Annotated in this window: 21 protein-coding genes; 10 read left to right on the forward strand and 11 right to left on the reverse strand. The window is 40.5% G+C overall.

All coding sequences use genetic code 11. The annotated features are described in order from the left end of the window. The first annotated feature begins 16 nt into the window (after positions 1 to 16). The 8 genes from ABFU83_RS06730 (at position 17) to ABFU83_RS06765 (ending at position 8667) form a co-directional block, all read left to right on the forward strand. The gene (locus ABFU83_RS06730) at positions 17 to 775 is read left to right on the forward strand and encodes a Rossmann-like and DUF2520 domain-containing protein (protein ID WP_347069780.1); all 759 of its coding nucleotides are present in this window, start codon (positions 17 to 19) and stop codon (positions 773 to 775) included. Next, positions 768 to 1295, forward strand: coding sequence for an HAD-IIIA family hydrolase (locus tag ABFU83_RS06735; RefSeq protein ID WP_347069782.1), 528 nt, complete (start codon positions 768 to 770; stop codon positions 1293 to 1295). The genes ABFU83_RS06730 and ABFU83_RS06735 overlap by 8 nt, the downstream gene beginning before the upstream one ends. 17 nt (positions 1296 to 1312) lie before the next feature. After that, the gene (locus tag ABFU83_RS06740; RefSeq protein WP_347069783.1) at positions 1313 to 2239 is read left to right on the forward strand and encodes a geranylgeranylglycerol-phosphate geranylgeranyltransferase; all 927 of its coding nucleotides are present in this window, start codon (positions 1313 to 1315) and stop codon (positions 2237 to 2239) included. Beyond that, positions 2232 to 2819, forward strand: coding sequence for a Maf-like protein (locus tag ABFU83_RS06745; protein WP_347069784.1), 588 nt, complete (start codon positions 2232 to 2234; stop codon positions 2817 to 2819). The genes ABFU83_RS06740 and ABFU83_RS06745 overlap by 8 nt, the downstream gene beginning before the upstream one ends. A gap of 12 nt (positions 2820 to 2831) precedes the next feature. Continuing rightward, a complete protein-coding gene (locus ABFU83_RS06750; RefSeq protein WP_347069785.1) occupies positions 2832 to 3359 on the forward strand; it encodes a mechanosensitive ion channel family protein in 528 nt (175 codons plus the stop codon). 153 nt (positions 3360 to 3512) lie between these two features. Then, entirely contained in the window at positions 3513 to 4166 is a 654-nt protein-coding gene (locus ABFU83_RS06755) for a hypothetical protein (RefSeq protein ID WP_347069786.1), read from the forward strand. Positions 4167 to 4267: 101 nt separating this feature from the next. After that, positions 4268 to 6766: a PIG-L family deacetylase gene (locus ABFU83_RS06760; protein ID WP_347069787.1), complete on the forward strand. Its 2499-nt coding sequence runs from the start codon at positions 4268 to 4270 to the stop codon at positions 6764 to 6766. 206 nt (positions 6767 to 6972) lie between these two features. Next, on the forward strand, positions 6973 to 8667 hold the full coding sequence (locus ABFU83_RS06765) for a sodium:solute symporter (RefSeq protein WP_347069788.1): 1695 nt from the start codon (positions 6973 to 6975) through the stop codon (positions 8665 to 8667). 89 nt (positions 8668 to 8756) lie between these two features. Here the strand turns inward: ABFU83_RS06765 and ABFU83_RS06770 are convergent, their stop codons facing one another. The 5 genes from ABFU83_RS06770 to ABFU83_RS06790 all read right to left on the reverse strand — a co-directional run bounded on the left by ABFU83_RS06770 (position 8757) and on the right by ABFU83_RS06790 (position 12609). Beyond that, the gene (locus ABFU83_RS06770) at positions 8757 to 10259 is read right to left on the reverse strand and encodes a hypothetical protein (protein ID WP_347069789.1); all 1503 of its coding nucleotides are present in this window, start codon (positions 10257 to 10259) and stop codon (positions 8757 to 8759) included. 10 nt (positions 10260 to 10269) lie between these two features. Next, a complete protein-coding gene (locus ABFU83_RS06775; RefSeq protein ID WP_347069790.1) occupies positions 10270 to 10629 on the reverse strand; it encodes a hypothetical protein in 360 nt (119 codons plus the stop codon). Positions 10630 to 10635: 6 nt separating this feature from the next. After that, positions 10636 to 11169 (reverse strand): hypothetical protein, encoded by a 534-nt coding sequence (locus ABFU83_RS06780; RefSeq protein WP_347069791.1) that lies wholly within the window; start codon positions 11167 to 11169, stop codon positions 10636 to 10638. Between the two features lie 47 nt (positions 11170 to 11216). Continuing rightward, positions 11217 to 12104 (reverse strand): hypothetical protein, encoded by an 888-nt coding sequence (locus tag ABFU83_RS06785; RefSeq protein ID WP_347069792.1) that lies wholly within the window; start codon positions 12102 to 12104, stop codon positions 11217 to 11219. Positions 12105 to 12201: 97 nt separating this feature from the next. Next, positions 12202 to 12609, reverse strand: coding sequence for a 5-fold beta-flower protein (locus tag ABFU83_RS06790; protein WP_347069793.1), 408 nt, complete (start codon positions 12607 to 12609; stop codon positions 12202 to 12204). 319 nt (positions 12610 to 12928) lie between these two features. Between ABFU83_RS06790 and ABFU83_RS06795 the strand changes: the two genes are divergently transcribed. Beyond that, positions 12929 to 13693, forward strand: a complete 765-nt coding sequence (locus tag ABFU83_RS06795) for a cyclase family protein (protein ID WP_347069794.1) — start codon at positions 12929 to 12931, stop codon at positions 13691 to 13693. An 89-nt stretch (positions 13694 to 13782) separates the two neighbouring features. Here the strand turns inward: ABFU83_RS06795 and ABFU83_RS06800 are convergent, their stop codons facing one another. Continuing rightward, positions 13783 to 17091 (reverse strand): T9SS type B sorting domain-containing protein, encoded by a 3309-nt coding sequence (locus ABFU83_RS06800; protein WP_347069795.1) that lies wholly within the window; start codon positions 17089 to 17091, stop codon positions 13783 to 13785. Positions 17092 to 17285: 194 nt separating this feature from the next. On the opposite strand from ABFU83_RS06800, the gene ABFU83_RS06805 reads away from it, so the two are divergent. Then, positions 17286 to 17495: a hypothetical protein gene (locus tag ABFU83_RS06805; RefSeq protein WP_347069796.1), complete on the forward strand. Its 210-nt coding sequence runs from the start codon at positions 17286 to 17288 to the stop codon at positions 17493 to 17495. Here ABFU83_RS06805 and ABFU83_RS06810 read toward each other — a convergent pair whose 3' ends face one another. The 5 genes from ABFU83_RS06810 to ABFU83_RS06830 all read right to left on the reverse strand — a co-directional run bounded on the left by ABFU83_RS06810 (position 17496) and on the right by ABFU83_RS06830 (position 22393). Next, complete coding sequence (locus tag ABFU83_RS06810) at positions 17496 to 18554, reverse strand: o-succinylbenzoate synthase (protein ID WP_347069797.1); 1059 nt, start codon at positions 18552 to 18554, stop codon at positions 17496 to 17498. A gap of 116 nt (positions 18555 to 18670) precedes the next feature. Further along, entirely contained in the window at positions 18671 to 19348 is a 678-nt protein-coding gene (locus tag ABFU83_RS06815; protein WP_347069798.1) for a metal-dependent hydrolase, read from the reverse strand. A 10-nt stretch (positions 19349 to 19358) separates the two neighbouring features. Beyond that, complete coding sequence (locus ABFU83_RS06820; protein ID WP_347069799.1) at positions 19359 to 20267, reverse strand: 1,4-dihydroxy-2-naphthoate polyprenyltransferase; 909 nt, start codon at positions 20265 to 20267, stop codon at positions 19359 to 19361. A 43-nt stretch (positions 20268 to 20310) separates the two neighbouring features. Beyond that, positions 20311 to 21795, reverse strand: a complete 1485-nt coding sequence (locus ABFU83_RS06825) for a PH domain-containing protein (RefSeq protein WP_347069800.1) — start codon at positions 21793 to 21795, stop codon at positions 20311 to 20313. Further along, on the reverse strand, positions 21785 to 22393 hold the full coding sequence (locus ABFU83_RS06830; protein ID WP_347069801.1) for a PH domain-containing protein: 609 nt from the start codon (positions 22391 to 22393) through the stop codon (positions 21785 to 21787). Before ABFU83_RS06830 ends, ABFU83_RS06825 begins: the two co-directional genes overlap by 11 nt. Between the last annotated feature and the right edge of the window lie 126 nt (positions 22394 to 22519).

Here is a 22519-nt window from a genome sequence, read left to right on the forward strand (position 1 = left end):
TTATTACTTTAGCCCTATGATTAACGTATCTATTATCGGTTCGGGTAATGTTGCCCAACATCTGATTGCTGCTTTTCTAAAAAGTGACACGGTAACACTACTTCAGGTGTTCGCACGGAATAGCCAATCGGTATCACATTTGGTACCGGAAAATCGTATCACTTCCGATAGCTCCGGGCTTAAAGCAGCCGATGTTTATATAATTGCCGTATCCGATGATGCTATCCCGGAAGTCTCGAAACAACTCAATTTTACCAATAAATTAGTAGTCCACACTTCGGGTAGTGCCGGAATGGATGTTTTGGATCCAAAAAACAGAAAAGGAGTGTTTTATCCGTTGCAGACTTTTTCAAAAGACAAAGCGGTCAATTTTACCGAAATCCCATTATGTCTGGAAGCTGAAAATGAGGATGATTATGCGTTTTTAGAAATGATCGCCACAGCACTTTCGGATAAAGTTTTCCGAATTAATTCTGCACAACGTCAAAGTTTGCATGTCGCTGCCGTATTTTCGTGTAATTTTGTGAACTATCTCTACCAAATCGGAGACGAAATTTGTCATGAAAACAACATCCCTTTCGAAATTCTTTTTCCGCTGATCCGGGAAACGGCCGATAAAATCAAAGACCTTTCACCAAAAGCGGCACAAACCGGCCCGGCTATCCGTAGGGATCAGAAAACAATCGAAAGGCATCTGAACTTTTTACAAGATAATCCCGAACGAATTAAATTATACCAACTACTAACAGAATCCATACAGAAAAATAATGTCTAAGAGTTACAAAGAATTAATGAACGACATCACTACTTTTATTTTTGATGTCGATGGTGTTTTAACCGATGGTACCATACACGTAACCCAAACCGGAGAAATGCTCCGCCATATGAATATCCGCGACGGCTATGCGATGAAAGCTGCCGTTGAAAATGGTTATACCGTTTGTATTATTTCCGGCGGAAGCAACGAAGGGGTACGAATTCGCCTTCGCAATCTGGGAATAACCGATATCTATCTGGGTGTACCGGATAAAGTAGAAACCTTTGATGAGTTTACCGATATCTATAAAATCAATCCTGAAAATGTCCTGTATATGGGCGACGATATTCCGGATTACCATGTGATGAAATTAGTCGGATTACCAACATGTCCGCAGGATGCCGCACCGGAAATCAAAGAAATCTGTCGTTATATTTCGCATAAAAACGGTGGAAAAGGCGCTGTTCGCGATGTAATCGAACAAGTCATGAAAGTTCAGGGGAAATGGATGGAACATTTTGATGCGCAATACGACTAAAATTTAAGTTCTTTTATATGATGCACTTTTTAAAGTTAATCCGCTATCAAAACCTGCTAATGATCGCACTGATGCAGTTGTTATTTCATTATGCTTTTTTAAAACAACAACCCGGACTGGTATTAGCCCTATCCGATTTTCAGTATATTCTGCTGGTAATGGCGACACTTTGTATCGCTGCAGGAGGCTTTGTGATCAATAATATTATGGATCAGGACACGGATCGTATTTCCAAACCCGAAAATCTTGTGGTTGGGAAATTTATTTCCGAAGGTATGGCTTATAATATCTATATCGGTAGTAATATTGTGGGTGTTGCAATCGGATTTTACCTGTCGAATCTGATTGGAAAAGCCGGTTTTTCGGCCTTATTTATCGTAATCGCAGCGACTTTATATCTATACGCTACCAGTTTAAAACAAAGCCTGCTTATCGGAAATCTTATTGTAGCACTATTACTTTCGGTTAGCGTTATTATAGTCGGAATATTCGATTTATTCCCGATGATCAACGACACAAACCAAGCACAGTTAAGCGTTTTATTCCGAATCCTTTTGGATTATGCCGTATTTGCATTTATGATCAACTTTATACGGGAAATCGTTAAGGATATCGAAGATATGGATGGCGATTATAATTCCGGAATGAATACCTTACCTATTGCTATCGGAAAAGCACGTGCAGCCAAACTAGCGTTTGCACTGGCGTTTATCCCTATTACGAGTTTGCTCTATTATATCAATCAGAATCTAATGGGCTTACAATTTGTTTTGCTTTACCTGTTGGCTTTTGTAATAGGACCACTACTCTATTTCCTGATCAAAATATGGAGCGCCAAAACAAAAATGGAATTCCGCCATCTGAGTCTGGTTTTAAAACTGATTTTATTTTTCGGAATTCTTTCCATACTTGTGATCACACTAAACATGCAGTATCATGGTTAATACACTTTTTAAAAACCACAATATCATTCTGGCGTCCGGTTCTCCCCGACGCCAGAATTTCTTTAAAGAATTGGATCTGGATTTTGAAATCCGTTTAAAAGAGGTCGAAGAAATCTATCCCGATACGTTAAAAGCCGAGGAAATTACCGACTATCTGGCCGAATTAAAAGCAAATGCCTTTACCGGCGAACTGGCCGATAACGATATTCTGGTAACCAGCGATACCATTGTATGGCACGAAGGCAAAGCGTTAGGAAAACCCAAAGATTATAACGATGCCTTTGAAACACTGCGGTCACTTTCGGGAAAAACCCATGAGGTGATCACTTCTGTTTGTCTTACAAGCACAACAAAACGGGTAACCTTTCATGAGTTTACTAAAGTCACTTTTAATCCGTTGCCGGACAATTATATCAAGTATTATCTGGATCATTATTCGCCTTTTGATAAAGCGGGCTCCTACGGTATACAGGAATGGATCGGACTCGTGGCAATTGCCCGTATCGAGGGTTCGTATAATAATGTTGTAGGGCTTCCTGTAGATAAAGTCTTTCAACATTTGCTTATCTTTGTGAAATAAAGCCTTTCGATTATGATAAGTAATGAATACACCGCCCAGATCATCAGTTCTATAATTACGTTACTATTTTTTGCCATTATCCGTTTTCTGGCGACCAAACTTGTAAAGCGTTTTACATTGCTTTCGCATACCATGGAACGCCGCAGTAATTTGGTGATCAAATATATCAGTATCCTGATCGGAGCGTTGAGTGTACTTTCGCTTACTGTAATCTGGGGCGTTAAAGCCGATGATATCCTTTTGGTTATGTCGTCTATGTTTGCCGTAATTGGCGTAGCCATGTTTGCACAATGGTCGATCCTGAGTAACGTCACGGCTGGAATTATCCTGTTTTTTTCGTTTCCGTTTAAAATCGGCGATATCATTAAAATACACGATAAAGATTTCCCAATCGAAGCCGAAATCGAAGATATTACCACTTTTCATGCGTTACTAAAAACAAAAGATGGCGAGCGAATTACCTATCCGAATAATCTTTTACTGCAAAAAGCCATTTCGATTATCACCCATCAATCGGAAGAAAAAGAGTTTATGGATTAATTTTAACGAAACGACAAAATATTAAAAATCAACACATTACATTTTATTTTTAGCATTTTCATCACTTCGAAACACTCTAAATTATTTTTTGGCACAATACTTGGTTTTAGTTAAACAACCCAAATAAATTGTTTAATTAAAAATTCGATTATCATGAAAGCTATACAAATATTGGTGTTGGGAATGTTGCTGTCCATGTCAAGTATGAATGCACAGGTGTCCGTAAATGTAAACATTGGAACACCTCCCGCCTGGGGTCCTGTAGGATATACCGATATCCGCTATTATTATCTGCCGGATATTGAAATGTATTACGATATAAACACAGCGATGTTTATCTATTTCAGCAACGGCGGATGGGTGCGCACCGCTTATTTACCAAGACGTTACAGACACTATGATCTGTATGGTGCTTACAAAGTATGCTTACATGATTACGGACCAAATCCTTATATCTATTACAAATCGCACAAGATAAAATACTACAGAGGCTATCACGGTCCGGCTCAGGTAAGCTATCAGCCAAGACCCAGAGGGGGTGTTGAATACCGTGACGTACGAGTAGTACAACCGGTTGTACGCGATAACGATTATCGCGAACGACGTGAAGAACGACGTTATAACGACTACCGAATGGACTACCGAACTGCCGATAACAACCAGGGGAATGGTAAAAGCTTTGAAAGAGCCGAAAACCGTAATAATGGCAGAAGCTACGAAAGAAGCAATGATCACGGAAACGGAAGAGGTAACGACCACGGCGGACGTGGCGGTGAAAATGGAAATGGCAGAGGCGGCCGACGCTAATGATCCTTATAAATTCAAAGGCAAAGACAATTTTAACGTCTTTGCCTTTATTTTTAACAGTTAGGTACACTATATTTGGAAAGCCAACCTTAAAATTGATCATGACAAAAAAACTACCCTATTATTGTATACTATTACTACTCTTATTTCAACATTCCTTTGCCCAACAACCTAAAAAACCAACCGCATCTGAAATTTACAACCAGATTGAAAAATTAAATTTTTTAGGTTCGGCGCTTTATATTGCGGCGCACCCGGACGATGAAAATACCCGGTTGATTTCGTTTCTTGCTAATAATACCAAAGCCCGTACGGGTTATCTTTCGTTAACCCGCGGTGATGGCGGTCAGAATCTAATCGGAACCGAACTCCGCGAACTTCTCGGTGTTATCCGTACGCAGGAGCTAATCGAAGCCCGAAAAACCGATGGTGGTGAACAGTTTTTTTCCCGTGCCAACGATTTTGGTTATTCGAAAGTGCCTACCGAAACGCTTGAAATCTGGGACAAAGAAAAAGTAATGAGCGATATGGCCTGGATTATCCGAAACTTCCAGCCGGATATCATCATTAACCGTTTTGACCATCGCTCACCGGGAACCACCCACGGACATCATACATCGTCGGCTATGCTTTCGCAGGAATTGTTTACGCTGGCGAATGATCCTAATTTCGAACCGTCGCAATTGCAATTTGTAAAACCATGGCAACCGAAACGTTTGTTTTTTAACGTTTCCTGGTGGTTTTTTGGCGGAAGAGATAAGTTTGAAAAAGCCGATAAATCCAAATATATCAACCTGAGAACGGGCGTCTACTTCCCTTCTCTTGGGAAATCCAATCAGGAAATCGCTGCGTTAAGTCGTAGCAAACACCAATCCCAGGGATTTGGTTCGACCGGAGTACGCGGTGAAGATATGGAATACCTGGAACTGATTAAAGGGGACGGAATAACCGATCAGCAAAATCTTTTTGAAGGTATCGATACCTCCTGGAAACGCGTTAAAGGCGGTGCGCCTATTGGTGAAACAATCGATTTTATTCTAAAATGTTTTGATTTTAAAAATCCCTCCGCATCTGTTTTTGATCTGACAAAAGTATACCGCCAGATCGAACAACTGGACGATAGTCACTGGAAAAAAATAAAACTGGAAGAAGTTAAAAACATCATTGCCAACTGCGCCGGATTGTATCTTGAAGCCGTTGCTGAAGAACAATCGGTTACACCCGGAAGCAATCTCAAAGTAAAATGGGAAGCCATTAACCGCAGTCCGGTCGAAATGAAATTACTGGCGTTACAGCTTATTCCTCAAAACGAGACACTGGAACAAAGTTATCCGTTAAAAAATAATCTTTTCGAAAGTGAAACCATTACGGTAAAAGTACCGAAAGACCTTCCGTATACGTCGCCTTACTGGTTAAATGAAAAAGGAACTACCGGAATGTATACTGTAAATGATCAGCAAAAAATAGGCTATCCGGACATTATCCGAAACCTGAAAGTAACCTTCTCTATTTTGGTCGAAGGCGTACAAATTCCATTTACCCGCGAAATCATCTATAAATACAACGATCCGGTAAAAGGAGAAGTCTACCGCCCATTGGACGTAGTACCAAAGGTAACGACCGAAATCCTGAATAAAGTTCAGTTATTTAAAGACAAGAAAAAACAATCGGTTGCGATAAAAGTAAAAGCCGGCAAAGACGATTGCAGCGGAACGATACAATTGGAATTACCTGCCGGTTGGGTAGTGACTCCGGCATATATGCCGTTCCAGCTTCATAAAAAAGGAAGTGAAAAAACCGTGACTTTTGAAGTAACGCCTCCTAATTATGCTACGGAAGCCACCGCCAAAGCCGTTGCTACGATAGAAGGAGAACGTTTTGATCATCAACAAATCATTATCGATTATCCGCATATTGCCTTACAACAGGTACTGCTTCCGGCCGAAGCGAAATTTACCCGTGCCGATGTGGAAACCAAAGGAAAAAATATTGCTTATATTATGGGTGCCGGCGATCAGGTGCCACAAAGTTTACAACAAATGGGTTATACCGTGACGTTGTTAAAACCAGAAAAAATCACCAGTAGTCAGTTGGAAAAATTTGATGCTGTGGTGGTCGGTATCCGCGCCTATAATGTTGTAGAAGCGTTACAGTTTAAACAACCGCTTTTATTTGAATATGTGCAGAATGGCGGTACCATGATCGTACAATACAATACCACCGGTAATTTGATCACTCAGGATATAGCGCCGTATTCGTTGGAAATATCATCCGACCGGGTTACAGAAGAAAACGCGACCGTGACGTTTTTGGATCCTAAAAACAAAGTGCTGAATTATCCGAATACCATTACGCAAAACGATTTTAAAGGTTGGGTTCAGGAACAGGGCTTGTATTATCCGGACAAATGGAGTAGCGAATTTACACCGATCTTACAGTCGAACGACAAAGGCGAAACGCCTAAAAAAGGTGCCTTATTGGTTGCCAAATACGGTAAAGGCTATTATATCTACACCGGATTGAGCTTTTTCCGCGAGTTGCCCGAAGGTGTTTCCGGCGCTTTTCGCTTGATGGCCAATTTAATTGCCGTCGGAAAATAGTCATTTTAAATCGTTACTAATCAAAAACTAAAACCACTTTTTTGTATTTTCGAAAGTGGTTTCATCAACCGGATTACCGGTTATAAAAACAGCATCACATGATAGACAAACCCACTTCCTGGAGAAAAAGCTATACGCTGGTATTGATCCTGAATGCGTTCTATATACTATTGTTTTATTTTTTAATGCAAATGTACACTTAAGCCATGCAGAGTATCGACTGGATCGTATTATCAGTAACCTTATTATTTATTGTGATCTATGGTTCCTTAAAAACCAAAGGAAGCAAAAACGTCGAAGAATTTATTCTCGGCAATAACGAAACACCCTGGTGGACCGTAGGTTTGTCGGTTATGGCTACACAGGCCAGTGCCATTACATTCCTGTCCACTCCGGGTCAGGCGTATCACGACGGAATGGGATTTGTGCAGTTTTATTTCGGACTACCTATTGCCATGGTGGTGATTTGTATCACGTTTATTCCGATCTATCATCGTTTAAAAGTGTTTACAGCCTACGAATTTCTGGAACAGCGGTTTGATGTTAAAACCCGTTCCCTGGCGGCTTTATTATTCCTTTTTCAAAGAGGATTGGGAACCGGACTTACCATTTATGCTCCGGCGATTATCCTTTCTTCGCTATTGGGATGGAATCTGACGCTGATGAATATCATCATCGGATTACTGATCATTATTTATACCTTTTCCGGTGGTACTAAAGCCGTGAACGTGACACAAAAGCAGCAGATGTTTGTGATCATGAGCGGGATGTTTATTACGTTTTTCCTGATTTTAAGCTATCTGCCGGATGAACTTAGTTTTAGTAATGCCCTGGGTATTGCCGGAGCCAATGGCAAAATGAATATCGTGGATTTTTCGTTTGATCCGGAAACCCGTTATACGTTTTGGAGTGGTATCACCGGTGGTTTTTTCCTGGCCCTCTCCTATTTTGGAACCGATCAGTCGCAGGTGGGACGTTATTTAACCGGAAAATCGATCAAGGAAAGTCAGATGGGACTTATTATGAATGGCCTTCTAAAAGTACCGATGCAGTTTTTTATATTACTCATCGGTGTTATGGTTTTTGTATTCTTCCAATTTCATTCGGCTCCTTTGCATTTTAATCCGAACAATATCAAAACGGTCAAACATTCGCCGTATAAAGCGGAGTACCAAAAACTGGAAAAACAACTGGATCAGGTTCAGGAGGAAAAAAAGGAAATCAGTATGCTCTATGTAGGACAATTGCAACAGGATTTCGACAATCCTATTTTACAACAAAAAATGGTTTCGTTATCCAGTAAAGAAAAAGACCTGCGCGAAGAGGCCAAAGACCTGATCACAAAAGCCGATCCGAAAACGGAAACCAACGATAAGGATTATGTTTTTATTCACTTTATCCTGAATTACCTGCCTAAGGGATTAATCGGACTGTTACTGGCGGTGATTCTTTCGGCGGCAATGTCTTCGTCGGCTTCCGGACTAAATGCTTTGGCCTCGACGACGACCATCGATATTTACAAACGAAATCTGAAAACCGAAAAAGACGAAAAGCATTATGTAAATGCTACGCAGTTTTTTATTCTTCTATGGGGATTGATCGCCATTCTTTTTGCCTGTGTGGGAACCTTGTTTGAAAACCTGATTCAGTTGGTGAATATTGTCGGTTCCATTTTCTACGGAACCGTACTGGGTATTTTCCTGATCGCTTTTTATATCCAATATATTAAAGCCAAAGCGGTATTCTGGGCCGCCACTTTTAGTCAGTTACTCATTTTTTATATCTATTATCTGGATGTGGTAAGTTTCCTATGGCTGAATATTATCGGAGCGGTATTGACCATTGTATTCGCTTCGCTGATCGAAACCTATTTACGCATGACACAAAAAGAAACCGTATAATCTTTTTACCAAATACGAAAAAGCCGCTCTAGTTTTTAGAGCGGCTTTTTTATTGGTTTTATACGATACTTTTTGTACGTGGATTCCAATTAGGAACACTGGAAAACCTGCGAGATCAGTTGGTGTTTTTCAGAATAAAACAGGTACAGTGTACCAAACATATTACTATGATCCAACTGCGCTACAAATTCCATTTTTTTACCATCCGGGTCACGTGGCGTTTCGTTGCGCTGCACCCAATCCGGTTTACCAAGTCGTAATTTTCCTTCAGTCTTGTTTTCTTTAATTTTCACCACATGTGCCACACGATCAATACCGGTTTTGGTTTTGGTATAAGTAAAATTTAAAAGCACAGGTTCTCTATAGCTTGTATTCATAATCCTGTCGGAAATTCGTTGCTGCTCAAAATCATCACACCATAAATAACTTTGGGTCCTAATCATCATGATAACCTGTGGCAAGGTATAATGCCCTGAAAGCGTATAATGTTTTGTACCATGCCTGTTTTCATTGGTTATCTGTATTTCATGTCCCAGATGTTCCATGGTATGTTTGTTTTCCCATTGTTCCATGATGACTTTCGTAGCACTCTTTTCCATGTAATTTAAAGACCATTGGTCGTTTTTTTCAGGACAACTAAAAGTATATTCAAGGGTATCGGGCAACTCGTCTTTCCAATTGATTTTAACATTTATATCATCCCAATTTTCGATTTCACAGGTATACTTAATAAGCCCCGAATTCAGATCATAAAAATGATTAAAGGCATGCAGGTGTATGAGTTCTCCCTGAGCGGCAAGGCGATTTTCTTTTTCATTACCAATAATATACCGTCCTCCGATGGTAACATTCCAGTCGGTTTCACTTTCCTTAAACACTGCCGAAAAAGGTACTCTTGCGTAAGGATTTCCTAATTCCGGATCCACTACAGGAAGATGGTGTGGCGCTAATTCCTTGGATCCTGTATATCCTTTGCGCGTCTTTTTGTACGTCATTTTTTCGGTCATCCTGATATCACGTGCCGGTTGTTGTGTGGTAGTCTTGTCTAAAAAACCATCGGAATCATAATCGTAGGTAAATATTTCCAAGTCCAGCCATTCTCCGTTACCCAGGAAATGTTGTACGGTTTTGGTAACCGGCATCGGCACGCCGTTAATAGTTTCATAATGATAGACTAAACGTCTGTTAGGGCTATATGAAAGCGATCCGGAGTATTGTAACAAACCGTCGTTACTATAGTGGTCTACCTGCTGATAATCCAACTCTTCGACCTTGTCGGCCGTGGTTTGCAGGTACTCGCGCTTTACATCCGATGCACTATATTCTTCCAGTTTTCGGAACTTAAGCGGAGCAAGCAGCTGGTATTTGCCCTCTTCCAGTTTGAAGTCGATACGATCTACATCTACATTTTGGAGCATAAAGGTAAAAGGTATCCCTTCCCATTTTTCGTCCACTACTCCGCCATCCAGTTTTACGATGGGCATTAATTTTTTATTGAATTCCTTAGCCTCGACAAGACAGTCGCTAAGCTTTGGAAAACCCTCTATTTTCGATTTCTTTTTGGAATGAGAAAGGTTAAGTTTTTTTTTCATTACTGTATACTTATTCTATGATCAGCCTTACACGTGTAACGCCTTGTTCATCGTTATATTCCTGATTGTAGACTCTTTTGCCGATGATCGCCGCTGTCGCCGCTTTAATGTCTTCCAATTCGCCGCTTAGTTCGATTGTGACGTTACGGGAATCGGCAAAGGCTTCTTCATCTTCAAAATCAGAAATGTATAAATAAAATTTATCTAATATGTCTTCCAACGGATATTGTGAGTCCTCCTCTTCTTCCAGCTCGTAGCGCAGTCCGAAAAGATGCTCCTCGTCCGGTCCCTGGTAAATATTGTCAGCTACCTTGCGATAGTTGGCCGCATCGTTGAATTTATCAAAATGCGCAAATTGTATGTTTTTCATATGGTTTTATTCTTCCGAAAACATCCAGTTACCGATAGTCTCATAATGCGTTTCGTCCATATTTTGTGAGGAATAGGCCGCCGTACTAAACGTGTCGCCTGCTTTAAAATGTTGCAGGTATTCCGGTTTAAGAACCTTTATGGCTACCACGCCACCCGGATGATCGGATTCTACATTCGTAAAATCGAGCGTATCGTCGCTATTTATGGAAATGGCATTACTCCAGCGGTTGTAATCCCAATCTTCATAAGGAAAATTGTTAAGGCTTACCAGTTTGATATTGGCAATAAAATCAATACTATGGTTCACGATCCAACGTTCGTCAAGGTAATTGTCGACACTTATCTCTTCTGCCAGCGGACAGTTCGCCACCTGATTATAATCGTCGTCATACTTATACACGTTATCGGGACTGCACAACAAGCGTAACGCAAATTCTTCGTCGGCAAAACAGCCAAAGCTATCGTCCGCTAAAAAAACGGCAACCGTTAACGTATCTTCTTCTAATGATTGTACTCTTATGTGATAGTTTGCACTCATAATTTTTTCATTAAAAATGCTGCCTACTTAAGTGGACAGCATTTTGGTTATTTTATTAGTAAACCTAAACGTTCTTGTAGCGATTCCGGTAACCCTTCCCTATGGTCTTCCTGGACATATTCATGCCCTTTTTTCTTATAACCATAAGCAATTACCGAATCAATATCGGTGTGCTTACAGTTTTTAAGTACGATTGCAAGGTCACTGTAATCCTGACTTTGCACCATTTTTTTCAGTTTAGGATAAACCGTTTTCTTGTCTGAAAAACGCAATTTTTTGGAACGACATGATACCGAGAAAAACGTAGCAAGCGCATACTCCATATAAATAACAAAGTCACACTCGTGTGGCGTGTCATACGAAGCACTGTGATCATCGCCAAAAGCAATTGTAGGATTACCGTTTTCAAGTATCATACAGGCATCATGGTAATAATTAAATCCGTCTATATAATGCAATAATCCTCCGTCACTTTGTACAGACTCACCCAAATCGGTTTCCTGCGGCTCGCCATATAAATAAAAACCTTGTTGGGTGGCCAGACATTCCGCCGAAAGAATCGAGATCCAACCTTCTTTATAGTCATCGTCGTCTTTGGCTATAGGAATCTCGCCGTCCGGATCTTCTTCGATTTCAGCTTCCGGGAAAAGAACCGAATGCCATGAAATATGAAGACCGTTACTGCGTTTGTAAAATTCCCGTATAAACGGATTAAAAGCAAAGGGCTCGTCTGGTGCCATGGCGCCATAATCTTCGCTGTTTTCCAACTGCCTCTCATAGACTTGTGTTTCAACATCGGCCAATTCTTCCTCCGTAGCTCCGGGATATTTAATAACATTAACCTGACTTACCAGATCGTGATGGCGTAATTCTTCAATAACTTTGTCCAGTCGGCTAAAATAGCTTTCTGCCCATTCCTGTGCTTTTTGATTCATTTTTTTGTTGGGTCACTTTTTTGGGTATATTCGTTTTTTAATTAAATTCCAGAAGGAAACTTTTCCGCGTCTTCGAGCAAAACGGGAAGCCAAAATGTTAGTAGTTAAAGAAAAAGAATACTACCGCAGCCCATTCTTTTTTCACACCTTTTGCATAGCCTAAAGTATTGTGGCTACTGCCTTCTACCGTACCATCACTTTTAACATAACCGATAGTACCGTGACTTCTGTTTTCTACCGTACCGTCACTTTTTACATATCCTACAGTACTGTGACTTCCGTTTTCGATAGTACCATCACTCTTAATATAACCTATAGTACCGTGACTTTTGTTTTCTATAGTTCCGTCATTTTTTATATAACCTATAGTGCCACCACTACTGTTTTCAATTGTTCCGTTACTACTAATCTTTGCTATCGTACCACCACTTCTTGATTCGATAGTTTGCGCCTGTGCAATAGTTCCGCATAATGCTAAAGCGGCTACAAATACTAATTTTTTCATAATGATATTGTTTAAATTTTGTTGGTTTATTAATAAAAGTTTCCAAATATAAAATAAAAAATAATCACAATATCGAGAAATTATCAAACGTAGCTTTTTAACACAAAAGCGTAGCTAAATTGCATTTATTCGTTTTTTTTTCGGGCAATGTTTACTCCTATAAATGTCCTTCTACTCTCAAAAACGCACTGTAATACGCTTCGCTTCCAGACTATTTTGCAGATAACAGAGTCATTTTTTACTTTGAATTTAAAAACGTATAACACAAATTATTTTAAAACATATTTTTGCACTATTCATTATAATAGCACTATGCACCATGAAGATTATCGATTTATCCAAGCCTATTCAGTATAATAAAAAAGATCCCTGGTTTATGAAAGTCCGGATCCAACACAAACCGCATCGAAAGTCGAAACTACTGATTCGCTTTTTAGGTTTACCAAGCCGACTGTTTCCACAGCATTTTTCGGGTTGGGCCGATGATACTATTAAATCAATGGGCGTACACGCTACCACCCATATTGATGCACCCTGGCATTATGCGCCTACCTGCGAAGGGAAGCCCGCCAAAACAATTGATCAGATTCCATTGGAATGGTGTTATGGAAAAGGTATCGTAATCGATATGAAACACAAAGCCGATTTTGATCCGATTACAACCGAGGATATTCAATCGTTTCTTACACAACATCAGCTTACACTGGAACCCAATATGATCGTGCTGATTAAAACCGGTCGGGATATTTATAACGGAACCGAAAAGTTTCACGAAATAGGAACCGGAATGAGTGCCGAAGCCACACGCTGGCTTATCGATCAGGGAATTAAAGTTATGGGAATCGATCAATGGGGTTGGGATTTACCACTACACTATCTGATCAAACAAGCCAAAAAGGAAAATAATCGTGATCTATTCTGGGAAGCCCACCTGGTTGGATACGAAAAAGAATATTGCCATATCGAACAGCTGGTCAATCTGGATGCTTTACCCTATACCGGTTTTGACATTGCCGTTTTCCCTCTTAAAATTGTGGGTGGTTCTGCTGCACCGGCACGCGTGGTTGCACTTTTCAAGGATTAAATTTAAAACCTGACAGGCCTTTGAGACTAATAAAAAACCTGGCAGGTTAAAAAAAGGGTTGTCGCAAAAATGCAAACACCCCTTTTTTATTATCGTTTTAAGCTAAAATGCCCTTTGACTTCCCTTCCGTCCGGCAAAACCAATACATACCAGTAATCGGTAGACGGTAAGGGTTCCCGGTTATAGATTCCGTCCCATCCACCGGATGCTTTCATTTGGTATACCAGCTTTCCGTATCGGTCGAAGATCGTTACGATGGCATCTTTATAAGGACTTATTGTCGCGCCTTTGATACGCCATAAATCGTTATAGCCATCACCATTTGGTGTAAAGAATTTCGGAATTCCCAATACGGCGATACGTTTTTTAACCGTTCCGCAACCGTGGAAATCTTTTACATATACCGTATGAACGCCCGCTTCTACATTCGCGAAAAAATTACTGTCCTGATACGGTCCTTCTTCATCATCCAAAGCATAAACATAATGATCACTAGTTCCTGTTGCATATACGGCTACAGTATTATTATCGTTATCCGATAAATCATTTACTTCTACAGCAGTGATCACCGCGACATCCGAAGCAATTACCGTAATCGTACGCGTAGCCGAACATCCGTATACTTTGTCGGTTACTTTTACGGTATAGGTTCCCGCTGTATTTACCGACAAAAGCGGTGTTGTGGCTCCGTTGGACCATAGGAAATCGTAACGGGTGGCATCGGCAATTCCGGCAGATAACAGTATTGACGTATGTGCACATAATATCGAAGCAAAGTCATTGGCAACCGGAGGAAGTGGTCGTACGTTTAGTTTTATTTCGTGTAATCCGTTACAATCGTTATTTGTCTCGATACGGGCGTAAATAAACTGAGTGGTAGGAATGGTATTCGTAAAAGTGGTATTCAACTCGTTTTGTTCCAGTAAGGCATCCGTAAGGGTGGCATAATAAGCTACATCGGTCCCGGGTGCTTCCAGCCCGGTGTCTGTTAAGGTAAAAGCAGCATAAGCCGTATCCGAACAGGTATTTAGTTCAAAACGTTGTGTTGGTGTGAGCGTTACCTGTAATTCCAGTGTCGTGGTCGTATAACAACCGGTCGTTGTATCGGTTACACGTACCGTTAGCATTTGCGGATTGGTAGTATTGGTAAAGCTAGTTGCTAACGGATTGGTATTACTGGCTTCATCAGTCGCATTGTTAAAGAATACAGTCGTGAGGCTGGCATTACCATTGGTAAGTGTCGCATTGGCTTCCGTCAGGTTAAAAGTTGTTAATCCATCCGGATTTAAACCGAAATCACATTGTACCAGAATGGCCGGAGTTGCTACCGGTAAGGCATTTACTTTTAAATGCATACTTGCCGTAGTATAACAATTCGGATTGATTTTGTTTTCAATACGGATAAAAATTTCCTGATCATTAGGAATCGTATTCGTATAATTATCCGGTAACGGATTGGATTTTGTATCGGCTTGTGTCTGGTTTAAATGAAAACTGATGTTGTAATCTGCGGCATTTTGCGTTCCCAATATACCGGCTACTCGTGTTGGTAAAGTAAACATTTGTATACCATTGGCAGTAGCATCGTCACATAGCACATAATCGGCCGCACTAACAATCTGTGGTTTTGGTGTTACCGTTACATCAAAATCAGTCAACGCATAACAAGCCGCATTGTTTCGGTTTTGAACGCGCGCATAAATGGTAAACGTCGCTGTTGTATTCTGGAAAGCCGCTGCATTTACCGCATTGGTATTGGAAGCTGCATCTGTTGCAGACGTAAAATAGCGCACTTCAAAAGTAGTCGCGCTTTGTCCGTTTAAGATTGCATTATCCTGTTGTTGCAAATCGATTGCCATTTGTCCATCACTATCCGTATCGCATAAATGCAGGTCAGTCGCCGGAAAAGCATTCGGTACTTCCTGTATCATAACATTTTGTGTCGTGGAAGAACTTTCCCCGTTTACCGTAATGGTTAGTGTTACCTGGTAATTTCCGACTGTAGCATAAACGTGTGTCGGCTCCGTTACACTTGATGTCGGAGAACCATCCCCAAAATCCCAGGTTAAGGTACCTGAATTGGCCTGATTTAAAAAAGATGGTGGTAACGTAAATGTCGTCGTATCACCCAGACAGGTATTCGCTACCTGAAAACTCGGGTTAAACACCGATGTTATAAAAGGCGGTAATCCTAAGGTAGCGAAACCATTGGCCAACGTAACGCCATTGGGAACAAAGTCACACTGAAAACCCGATTCTTCCGGATCATTAATAACACCTAAAGTAGCCGAACTAACATTCGAAAAGTATATTTTTTTATTCGGCCCTAATTGTAAGGCACCCGTACTGCCAATACCACCGACTACTGTTCCTGAAGCCGGAATATTGCTTTGTTCCAGATCGAACTGCATCAGAACATTTCCATTATCGGTTCGCATAGTGGCATATAATTTTTTCGACTGTGCCGAAAACTCTACACCATAAGGATTTACCATCGTTTTTACTGCCAATGGATTGGAAACCATACCGGTATTTCGATCGAAGTCGTATAAATAAACCGATCCGTTATTCTCTGTTCCTCCGGTAAGCGATCCGTTTTGGGAATGGGCAATGGCTAGTTTTTCGCCATTAGGTGAGGCTTTTAAATAGCCAATTGCATTACGTCGGTAACCCGCTGTCGAAATATAAGGTTCTAAAGTCGATACAACCGGGGTTTGTCCTACACCGGTCGAAGTAATCCGGAAGGCATAAAAACGATTTACAAAATGAGTGATTACCCAATAGCCACCGGAACCATCTCTAACAGCTGTAATTTTTTCGGAACATTTGTATTTGATTTCCTCACCGTTTGGATTCGGATCATACGTAATCAGGTGGGTGTTTCGGGTGGTTACATTTCCAATACTTCCGTTGTTACCTACTACCGAAAGGTTTACAATGGAGTAATTAAAACCGTTATTAAAACCGTCGTCTTCATCCATTGTTACTGCTGTATTACGGTTCGGATAGGTCGCTGCATTTTCATGGTGTGGTTCATCTACCGTAAAAATATAATAGACATCCGGATTTCCCGGTTTTGGAATAATGATACCCGATTGGGTACTGGATGGATCTCCAAATAAACCCCGGCCGGCAAAATAATCGCCATTGGGCATTTTAACATGATTGCGATCCCAAACCGTACGACCGTCGGTATAAAATAATAAATCGCCACTGGCACTGGAAATTGAGCTGCAACCTTCCGTTGTAAAAATCTGTCCGTTGGGAAGTGAGGTTACATTTCCGTTAGCGTCAAAATGAAGGCCGGCACCATTGCCAAAAAACCAGTTGTTCGCTTCTCCCTGCCCGTAGATACTGATACTGGACAAAATCAGGAGAATAAAGTATTTTTTGATCATATATTAAGAAAAAAACAGACAAATATAGATAATTAAAAGTCGGTAAATCGTTAAATTATCAAAAAGAGCGCCTAAATAAATGCAGGTGTTAAAAAACACGTTATGCATTTATTTATAAAAAATACCGGGTTTTTCCCCTATTTTGGTATTAAGGGATCGGCTACATTTGCCTCTATATGTAAAACAATACTAAAATGAAGGCAAGATCTCTATCCGTTATTTACTTTTTTATGGCGATTTACTCCTTTACACAGTTGTATTTCTATTTCGATGATCTGGATTTTACAACTGAGTTGTTCAAATCATTAATTATCCTGCTCACCGTGATCATTGCCATAATCATGGTGGGTTCTTATATCAGTTTTTATATCAATAAAAAACGACGCTATATCAATCGCAAATAATTAAAGCGTCAAGGCCGTAATATTCCAATTGGCACCGGCCTGATATCCCAAATACCCTGCTGCCACTATCAGCGGGCAATCAAAATTATTGGTATAAAGACCACCTGTCCCCAGTCCCTGGGGCATTTTATTTTGTAGTGTATAGGTCCATTGCGCTATCGCATTTAAGCCGATATTGCTTTCCAAAGCCGAGGTAATCCACCAACCAATATGTTCTTTTTCGGCCAGATCAATCCATTCCTGTGTACCGCGGAATCCGCCAATCAGGCTCGGTTTTAAAATAATGTATTGCGGACGAATGGTTTGCAGTAGCCTTTCTTTTTCGGTTTTTGTAAAAATACCGATTAGCTCTTCATCCAGGGCAATCGGTAATGGCGTTTCACCACACAATTGTGCCATGGCAGCTATATTCCCTTGTCGGATGGGTTGTTCAATACTGTGTAAGCTAAATTCCGAAAGTTTTTCGAGTTTCTCCAAAGCGTCTTCTTTTTTAAAAGCGCCATTAGCATCCACACGGATTTCAATGGTTTCCGGATCAAAATTACTACGGATAAAAGCCAGCAAGTCGATTTCCGCCTGAAAATCGATGGCTCCGATTTTAAGTTTGATACATCGGAATCCCTGTTCCAGTTTTTCTTCGATCTGTTGTTTCATATAGGCTTCGTCGCCCATCCATACCAAACCGTTAATCGGAATGTTTTTTTCTGAACGGGTAAAATCAGACGGAAACAACACAAACGGATCGGCAGCTTCCAGTGATCGGAAGGCCATTTCCAATCCAAATTGAATGGACGGGAATTCTAATAAGTGTTCCCACAGTGCCTTTTCACCCAAATGGATATTTTCGCAGGTCCAACGGAGTTTTTCTTCATAATCCGGTCGGTCGTCGATACTCAGACTTCGTAAGATTCCACACTCGCCTATTCCGGTTTTACCCCCTTTTTTAAGGATAATAAACCAGGTTTCTTTTTCGGTTAATATACCTCTGGAAGTCCCGGAAGGTCTTTTAAACTCTAAGGTGTATTTTTGATACGTTGCTTGTACTATGGCTTCGGACATAGCCGGATGGTTTTAAATTAAAATAAGATTTACAGTCGGCAATTGGTTTCCTTCCATAAATCTTATTTGTATCTGTTTTCTTTTCTCTTTATTCTTTCGTCTTTCTTCTTTTATCTTTAAAGATCAATAGAAGCTCCGATTTCGAGTAGCATCAGGTCTTTTCCCCGGTTAAAGAATTTACGGATCGCTTCCTCATGATTAATTTCAATATAACCGAACGTATCGAAATGATAGCCCAATACTTTATCACAGGCTACAAAATCGGATGCAATAATCGCATCATCCACATCCATCGTAAAGTTACTTCCGATTGGCAGAATAGCCAAATCCAGTTTGGTACGCATCGGAATCAGTTTCATATCCATTGTCAGTGCGGTATCGCCGGCAATATAGATATTTTTGTGTTCGCCTTCGATTACAAATCCGCCCGGCTGACCACCATAACTTCCGTCACCAAAAGAACTGGTATGAATTGCGTTCACATATTTTACCGTTCCAAAATCGAATTTCCAGCTTCCGCCATGATTCATCGGGTGGTATTGAAACCCTTTGTTTCCATAATGCGAGGCAATTTCGTAGTTCGAAACGATTACGGCATTGGTTCTGGTAGCAATCGCTTCCACATCCAACGTATGATCATTATGCGCATGCGTTAGTAAAATATAATCGGCTTTTATCGTATTGATATCAATATGGGCTGCTTTCGGATTTCCGGAAATAAACGGATCTACCAAAAGGTGTTTTCCTCTTACTTCAATTCCCAAACAAGCATGTCCGTAAAATGTAATTTTCATAGTTTGTCGTTTAAAAAGTTAATACTACAGATAGTAAAACGGAAAAAAGAAACGTACTTAAAGCTACTTTTTTCAGTTCGGGATCCAATGCTTTCGGATCTTTATTATCGATAACTGTTTTCAGATGTTTTAAAAGCGGAATATAGGCCACTACAAAAAGGTACTGTTTCCATTCAAAGTCAGACCAGATCGCAAATACCAATCCCAATAGCATGGCAAGTAGCACAATACCGATATGGTAACGTTTAGCATTTTGAGCGCCGATTTTTACGACTAATGTGTTTTTTCCGGATTTGATATCGGATTCGCGATCGCGCATATTGTTTAGATTCAGTACTGCTACACTTAGTAAACCGACACTTATCGCCGGTAAAAACAACTTCAGATCTAACGATTGGGCATACAGGAAATTGGTTCCGAGTACGCTCACCAATCCGAAGAAGATAAATACAAACAGGTCACCCAATCCTCTGTAACCGTAGGCCGATTTCCCAACGGTATATTTAATCGCTGCCGTAATCGCCGCTAATCCCAGGACAAAGAAAAACAAGGAAAATCCGAAATTGTCACTGCCAAACGACGCATAAATTAGCGTTATTGCAATGATTAAAGTGGCTACCGACACCATAATGATTCCTTTTTTCATCTGCTCAGGTGTGATCGCACCACTTTGTATGGCGCGCTGCGGACCGATTCGATCTTTATTATCGGTTCCTTTTACACCATCGCCATAATCATTGGCAAAGTTCGAAAGCACCTGTAGTCCTAAGGTTGTCAGAAACGCCAAACCAAAAATAATCCAGTAATTCGGACTGTCCGAATAGTGTTTATATGCATAAAAACTTCCTACCAATATTCCGGAAATGGATAACGGAAGGGTTCTCAATCGTGCGGCTTCCAGCCAGATTTTGGCACTCATAGTATTTTCTTTATTCTTTTCTCTTTATTCTTTTCTCTTGTTGTCACATCCAACCTTTCGGTGCGGTTTCCACCTGATAAAGCCATACATTTACCAGTTCTTTTATTTTTGAAAAATCCCCTAAATGGAAGGAAATCGTTCCTCCGGCCGTATACAGGGTAATACTTCCAATATCGGCATTTTTATGCCAGAACAACTGACTCGTACGGATGGCTTGTATTTTATGTGGTTCGATAATCTGGTGTTCGATATCCCAGACGCCTTTTCTACAGATGATAAATTCGTCGGTGACAAACAAACGGTTGTTTCGAAAACCAAAATACAATAACAAACCGGTAAAGGTTATATATACCGGTACAAAAATAAGGTATTCCGCTATAGGTAACACGGTAAATTCATACAATAAAAACAAAATCAACATCGGGCCAAACAGGTACAGGATCCCTCCTACGATCAATCGTCTGATATTCGGTAACAAAGCAACGCCCTGTTCCGGAATTTTATGAAACAGCAATGCCATGATACGATCGCGTTCGGCTTCGGAACATCCCGGAATGGTAATCGCCTGTTTGTCGTTTTCCTCCTGATCGGCATTCCCGGAAGCTTGTCGGATTTTTAGCGTAAGCGTGTCCATTTTCTTTTGCAGGTAATTCCGACTGGTGGAAACGATCTGTACTTTTTCCGGGCGGATGATCGTATTTTTGGTATTCAATAATCCATACGACAATAACAACGACTGATGTTGCCGGGTGATTTTAAAATCGAAATATTTAATAATCGTTCGTCCGAGGTTTAAGAATAACAGTACTCCCAAAAGAATGACAATCAAAATCGTGATGGAATACATCGCAAGTCCTTGATCTACATAGGCATCAAATTTTTCACCATCGATTTCATTTGCCCGCATATAGCTTTGTACATTTTCGTAAATGGTTCCAAAAAAGGCGATTAATAGCGCAAAACTGCGGAGGTAATTCGAGGTAATTCCAATCTTAAACAAACTGGAAAAACTGATTTTGATAAATGGTGTGGTTTGTTCCGTAGCGACGGTGGTTTCCGATTCGTTGTTTTTTTCACCTTCCAGCAAACGCATTTTTAAAGCCTGTGCCAATTGATGCGAAACAGCCCGGATTACGGCTTCTTTTTTCTGCGTTCCGGCCGTATCGACATCCAATGCATAAACGCCAATCAGTTTCTGTATAAACGATTGGTTGATTGTTACCTGTTGGATTTTTTGCAGTTTGATCGCAATTCTGGTTTTGTTTAATACGCCTTTATGGATGACAAACTCATTGTTCTGATCGTCTATATAAAAAGTAAAATTCCGGTATTGCAAATAGGCTACAATGGCGACAAACACAAATAGTCCGACAATTCCCGAAACAACCAGTGCTTTATTGAGTTCGTTAAATTTAAAAAGCCAAATCACCAAAATCGGCCATAGTCCGCGTACGATACGTTGAAACGTATCCGTAAACATAACCAGGATTCCGACGAGTGATTGGCGTTGTGGTTCGTTAAAGTTCATCTTCCGTAAGTTTTACCGGTGGAACCTCTTTGTTTTCAGATGCAATCGGCGGTATTTCTTCGATTAATTTGGCCATGATCAATTGTTTGATCCGATCGGCCTGTTCTTTTCGGAGTCCGGCAATACGAATATCGCTCCCGCTACCTCCGGCCGTAAAAATTTCGATCGTTGCCAGATCCAGCTTCCGGGAAACCGGTCCTTCGTGTAACGCCACGTGTTGCACCCGATTATAGGGGATCACAGTTATGGTTGTGGCAACTACACCGCTTTTAAACAAGACATCATGCTGCCGAAAGGCAAATCCTTTTTTATGAAAAGAAACCAAGGCAATTACCAGCGTCATCATAATAACAAATACAATCGCCAAAATACCTATTAATAATACGGTTCCAAAAACCATATCCGGGTTGATCAGCAGAAACGCCCCCAAAATTCCGATCAGGATCAAGGCAAAAACAGCGGTATTAAAAAAGATCACTTTTTTATAGTCGGCCTGTAGCGGTTCAAAGTCAACCGCTTCAAATCGCGGTAACTGACTGGTGTCAATACTGGTATTGGTAAACGATTCCATAGTAGTTGTGTTTCGGTCGGCATTCATTTTTATAGTTTCAAAAATAGGAATTTGTTCCGAACGATTTTTATAGTGTTTCAATTATTATTACATAAAAAAGTAGGAGAAACTCCTACTCTTTTACGGCATCCGAATGCCAATTGTATTATAAGC

Source organism: Flavobacterium sp. WV_118_3 (assembly GCF_039778605.1).
Taxonomy (GTDB): Bacteria; Bacteroidota; Bacteroidia; order Flavobacteriales; family Flavobacteriaceae; genus Flavobacterium.

Excerpts from the sequence above, each read along its gene's own strand:
- ABFU83_RS06730 (WP_347069780.1), top strand. The coding sequence starts at position 17 with ATGATTAACGTATCTATTATCGGTTCGGGTAATGTTGCCCAACATCTG.
- ABFU83_RS06735 (WP_347069782.1), top strand. The coding sequence starts at position 768 with ATGTCTAAGAGTTACAAAGAATTAATGAACGACATCACTACTTTTATT.
- ABFU83_RS06740 (WP_347069783.1), top strand. The coding sequence starts at position 1,313 with ATGATGCACTTTTTAAAGTTAATCCGCTATCAAAACCTGCTAATGATC.
- ABFU83_RS06745 (WP_347069784.1), top strand. The coding sequence starts at position 2,232 with ATGGTTAATACACTTTTTAAAAACCACAATATCATTCTGGCGTCCGGT.
- ABFU83_RS06750 (WP_347069785.1), top strand. The coding sequence starts at position 2,832 with ATGATAAGTAATGAATACACCGCCCAGATCATCAGTTCTATAATTACG.
- ABFU83_RS06755 (WP_347069786.1), top strand. The coding sequence starts at position 3,513 with ATGAAAGCTATACAAATATTGGTGTTGGGAATGTTGCTGTCCATGTCA.
- ABFU83_RS06760 (WP_347069787.1), top strand. The coding sequence starts at position 4,268 with ATGACAAAAAAACTACCCTATTATTGTATACTATTACTACTCTTATTT.
- ABFU83_RS06765 (WP_347069788.1), top strand. The coding sequence starts at position 6,973 with ATGCAGAGTATCGACTGGATCGTATTATCAGTAACCTTATTATTTATT.
- ABFU83_RS06770 (WP_347069789.1), bottom strand. The coding sequence starts at position 10,259 with ATGAAAAAAAAACTTAACCTTTCTCATTCCAAAAAGAAATCGAAAATA.
- ABFU83_RS06775 (WP_347069790.1), bottom strand. The coding sequence starts at position 10,629 with ATGAAAAACATACAATTTGCGCATTTTGATAAATTCAACGATGCGGCC.
- ABFU83_RS06780 (WP_347069791.1), bottom strand. The coding sequence starts at position 11,169 with ATGAGTGCAAACTATCACATAAGAGTACAATCATTAGAAGAAGATACG.
- ABFU83_RS06785 (WP_347069792.1), bottom strand. The coding sequence starts at position 12,104 with ATGAATCAAAAAGCACAGGAATGGGCAGAAAGCTATTTTAGCCGACTG.
- ABFU83_RS06790 (WP_347069793.1), bottom strand. The coding sequence starts at position 12,609 with ATGAAAAAATTAGTATTTGTAGCCGCTTTAGCATTATGCGGAACTATT.
- ABFU83_RS06795 (WP_347069794.1), top strand. The coding sequence starts at position 12,929 with ATGAAGATTATCGATTTATCCAAGCCTATTCAGTATAATAAAAAAGAT.
- ABFU83_RS06800 (WP_347069795.1), bottom strand. The coding sequence starts at position 17,091 with ATGATCAAAAAATACTTTATTCTCCTGATTTTGTCCAGTATCAGTATC.
- ABFU83_RS06805 (WP_347069796.1), top strand. The coding sequence starts at position 17,286 with ATGAAGGCAAGATCTCTATCCGTTATTTACTTTTTTATGGCGATTTAC.
- ABFU83_RS06810 (WP_347069797.1), bottom strand. The coding sequence starts at position 18,554 with ATGTCCGAAGCCATAGTACAAGCAACGTATCAAAAATACACCTTAGAG.
- ABFU83_RS06815 (WP_347069798.1), bottom strand. The coding sequence starts at position 19,348 with ATGAAAATTACATTTTACGGACATGCTTGTTTGGGAATTGAAGTAAGA.
- ABFU83_RS06820 (WP_347069799.1), bottom strand. The coding sequence starts at position 20,267 with ATGAGTGCCAAAATCTGGCTGGAAGCCGCACGATTGAGAACCCTTCCG.
- ABFU83_RS06825 (WP_347069800.1), bottom strand. The coding sequence starts at position 21,795 with ATGAACTTTAACGAACCACAACGCCAATCACTCGTCGGAATCCTGGTT.
- ABFU83_RS06830 (WP_347069801.1), bottom strand. The coding sequence starts at position 22,393 with ATGAATGCCGACCGAAACACAACTACTATGGAATCGTTTACCAATACC.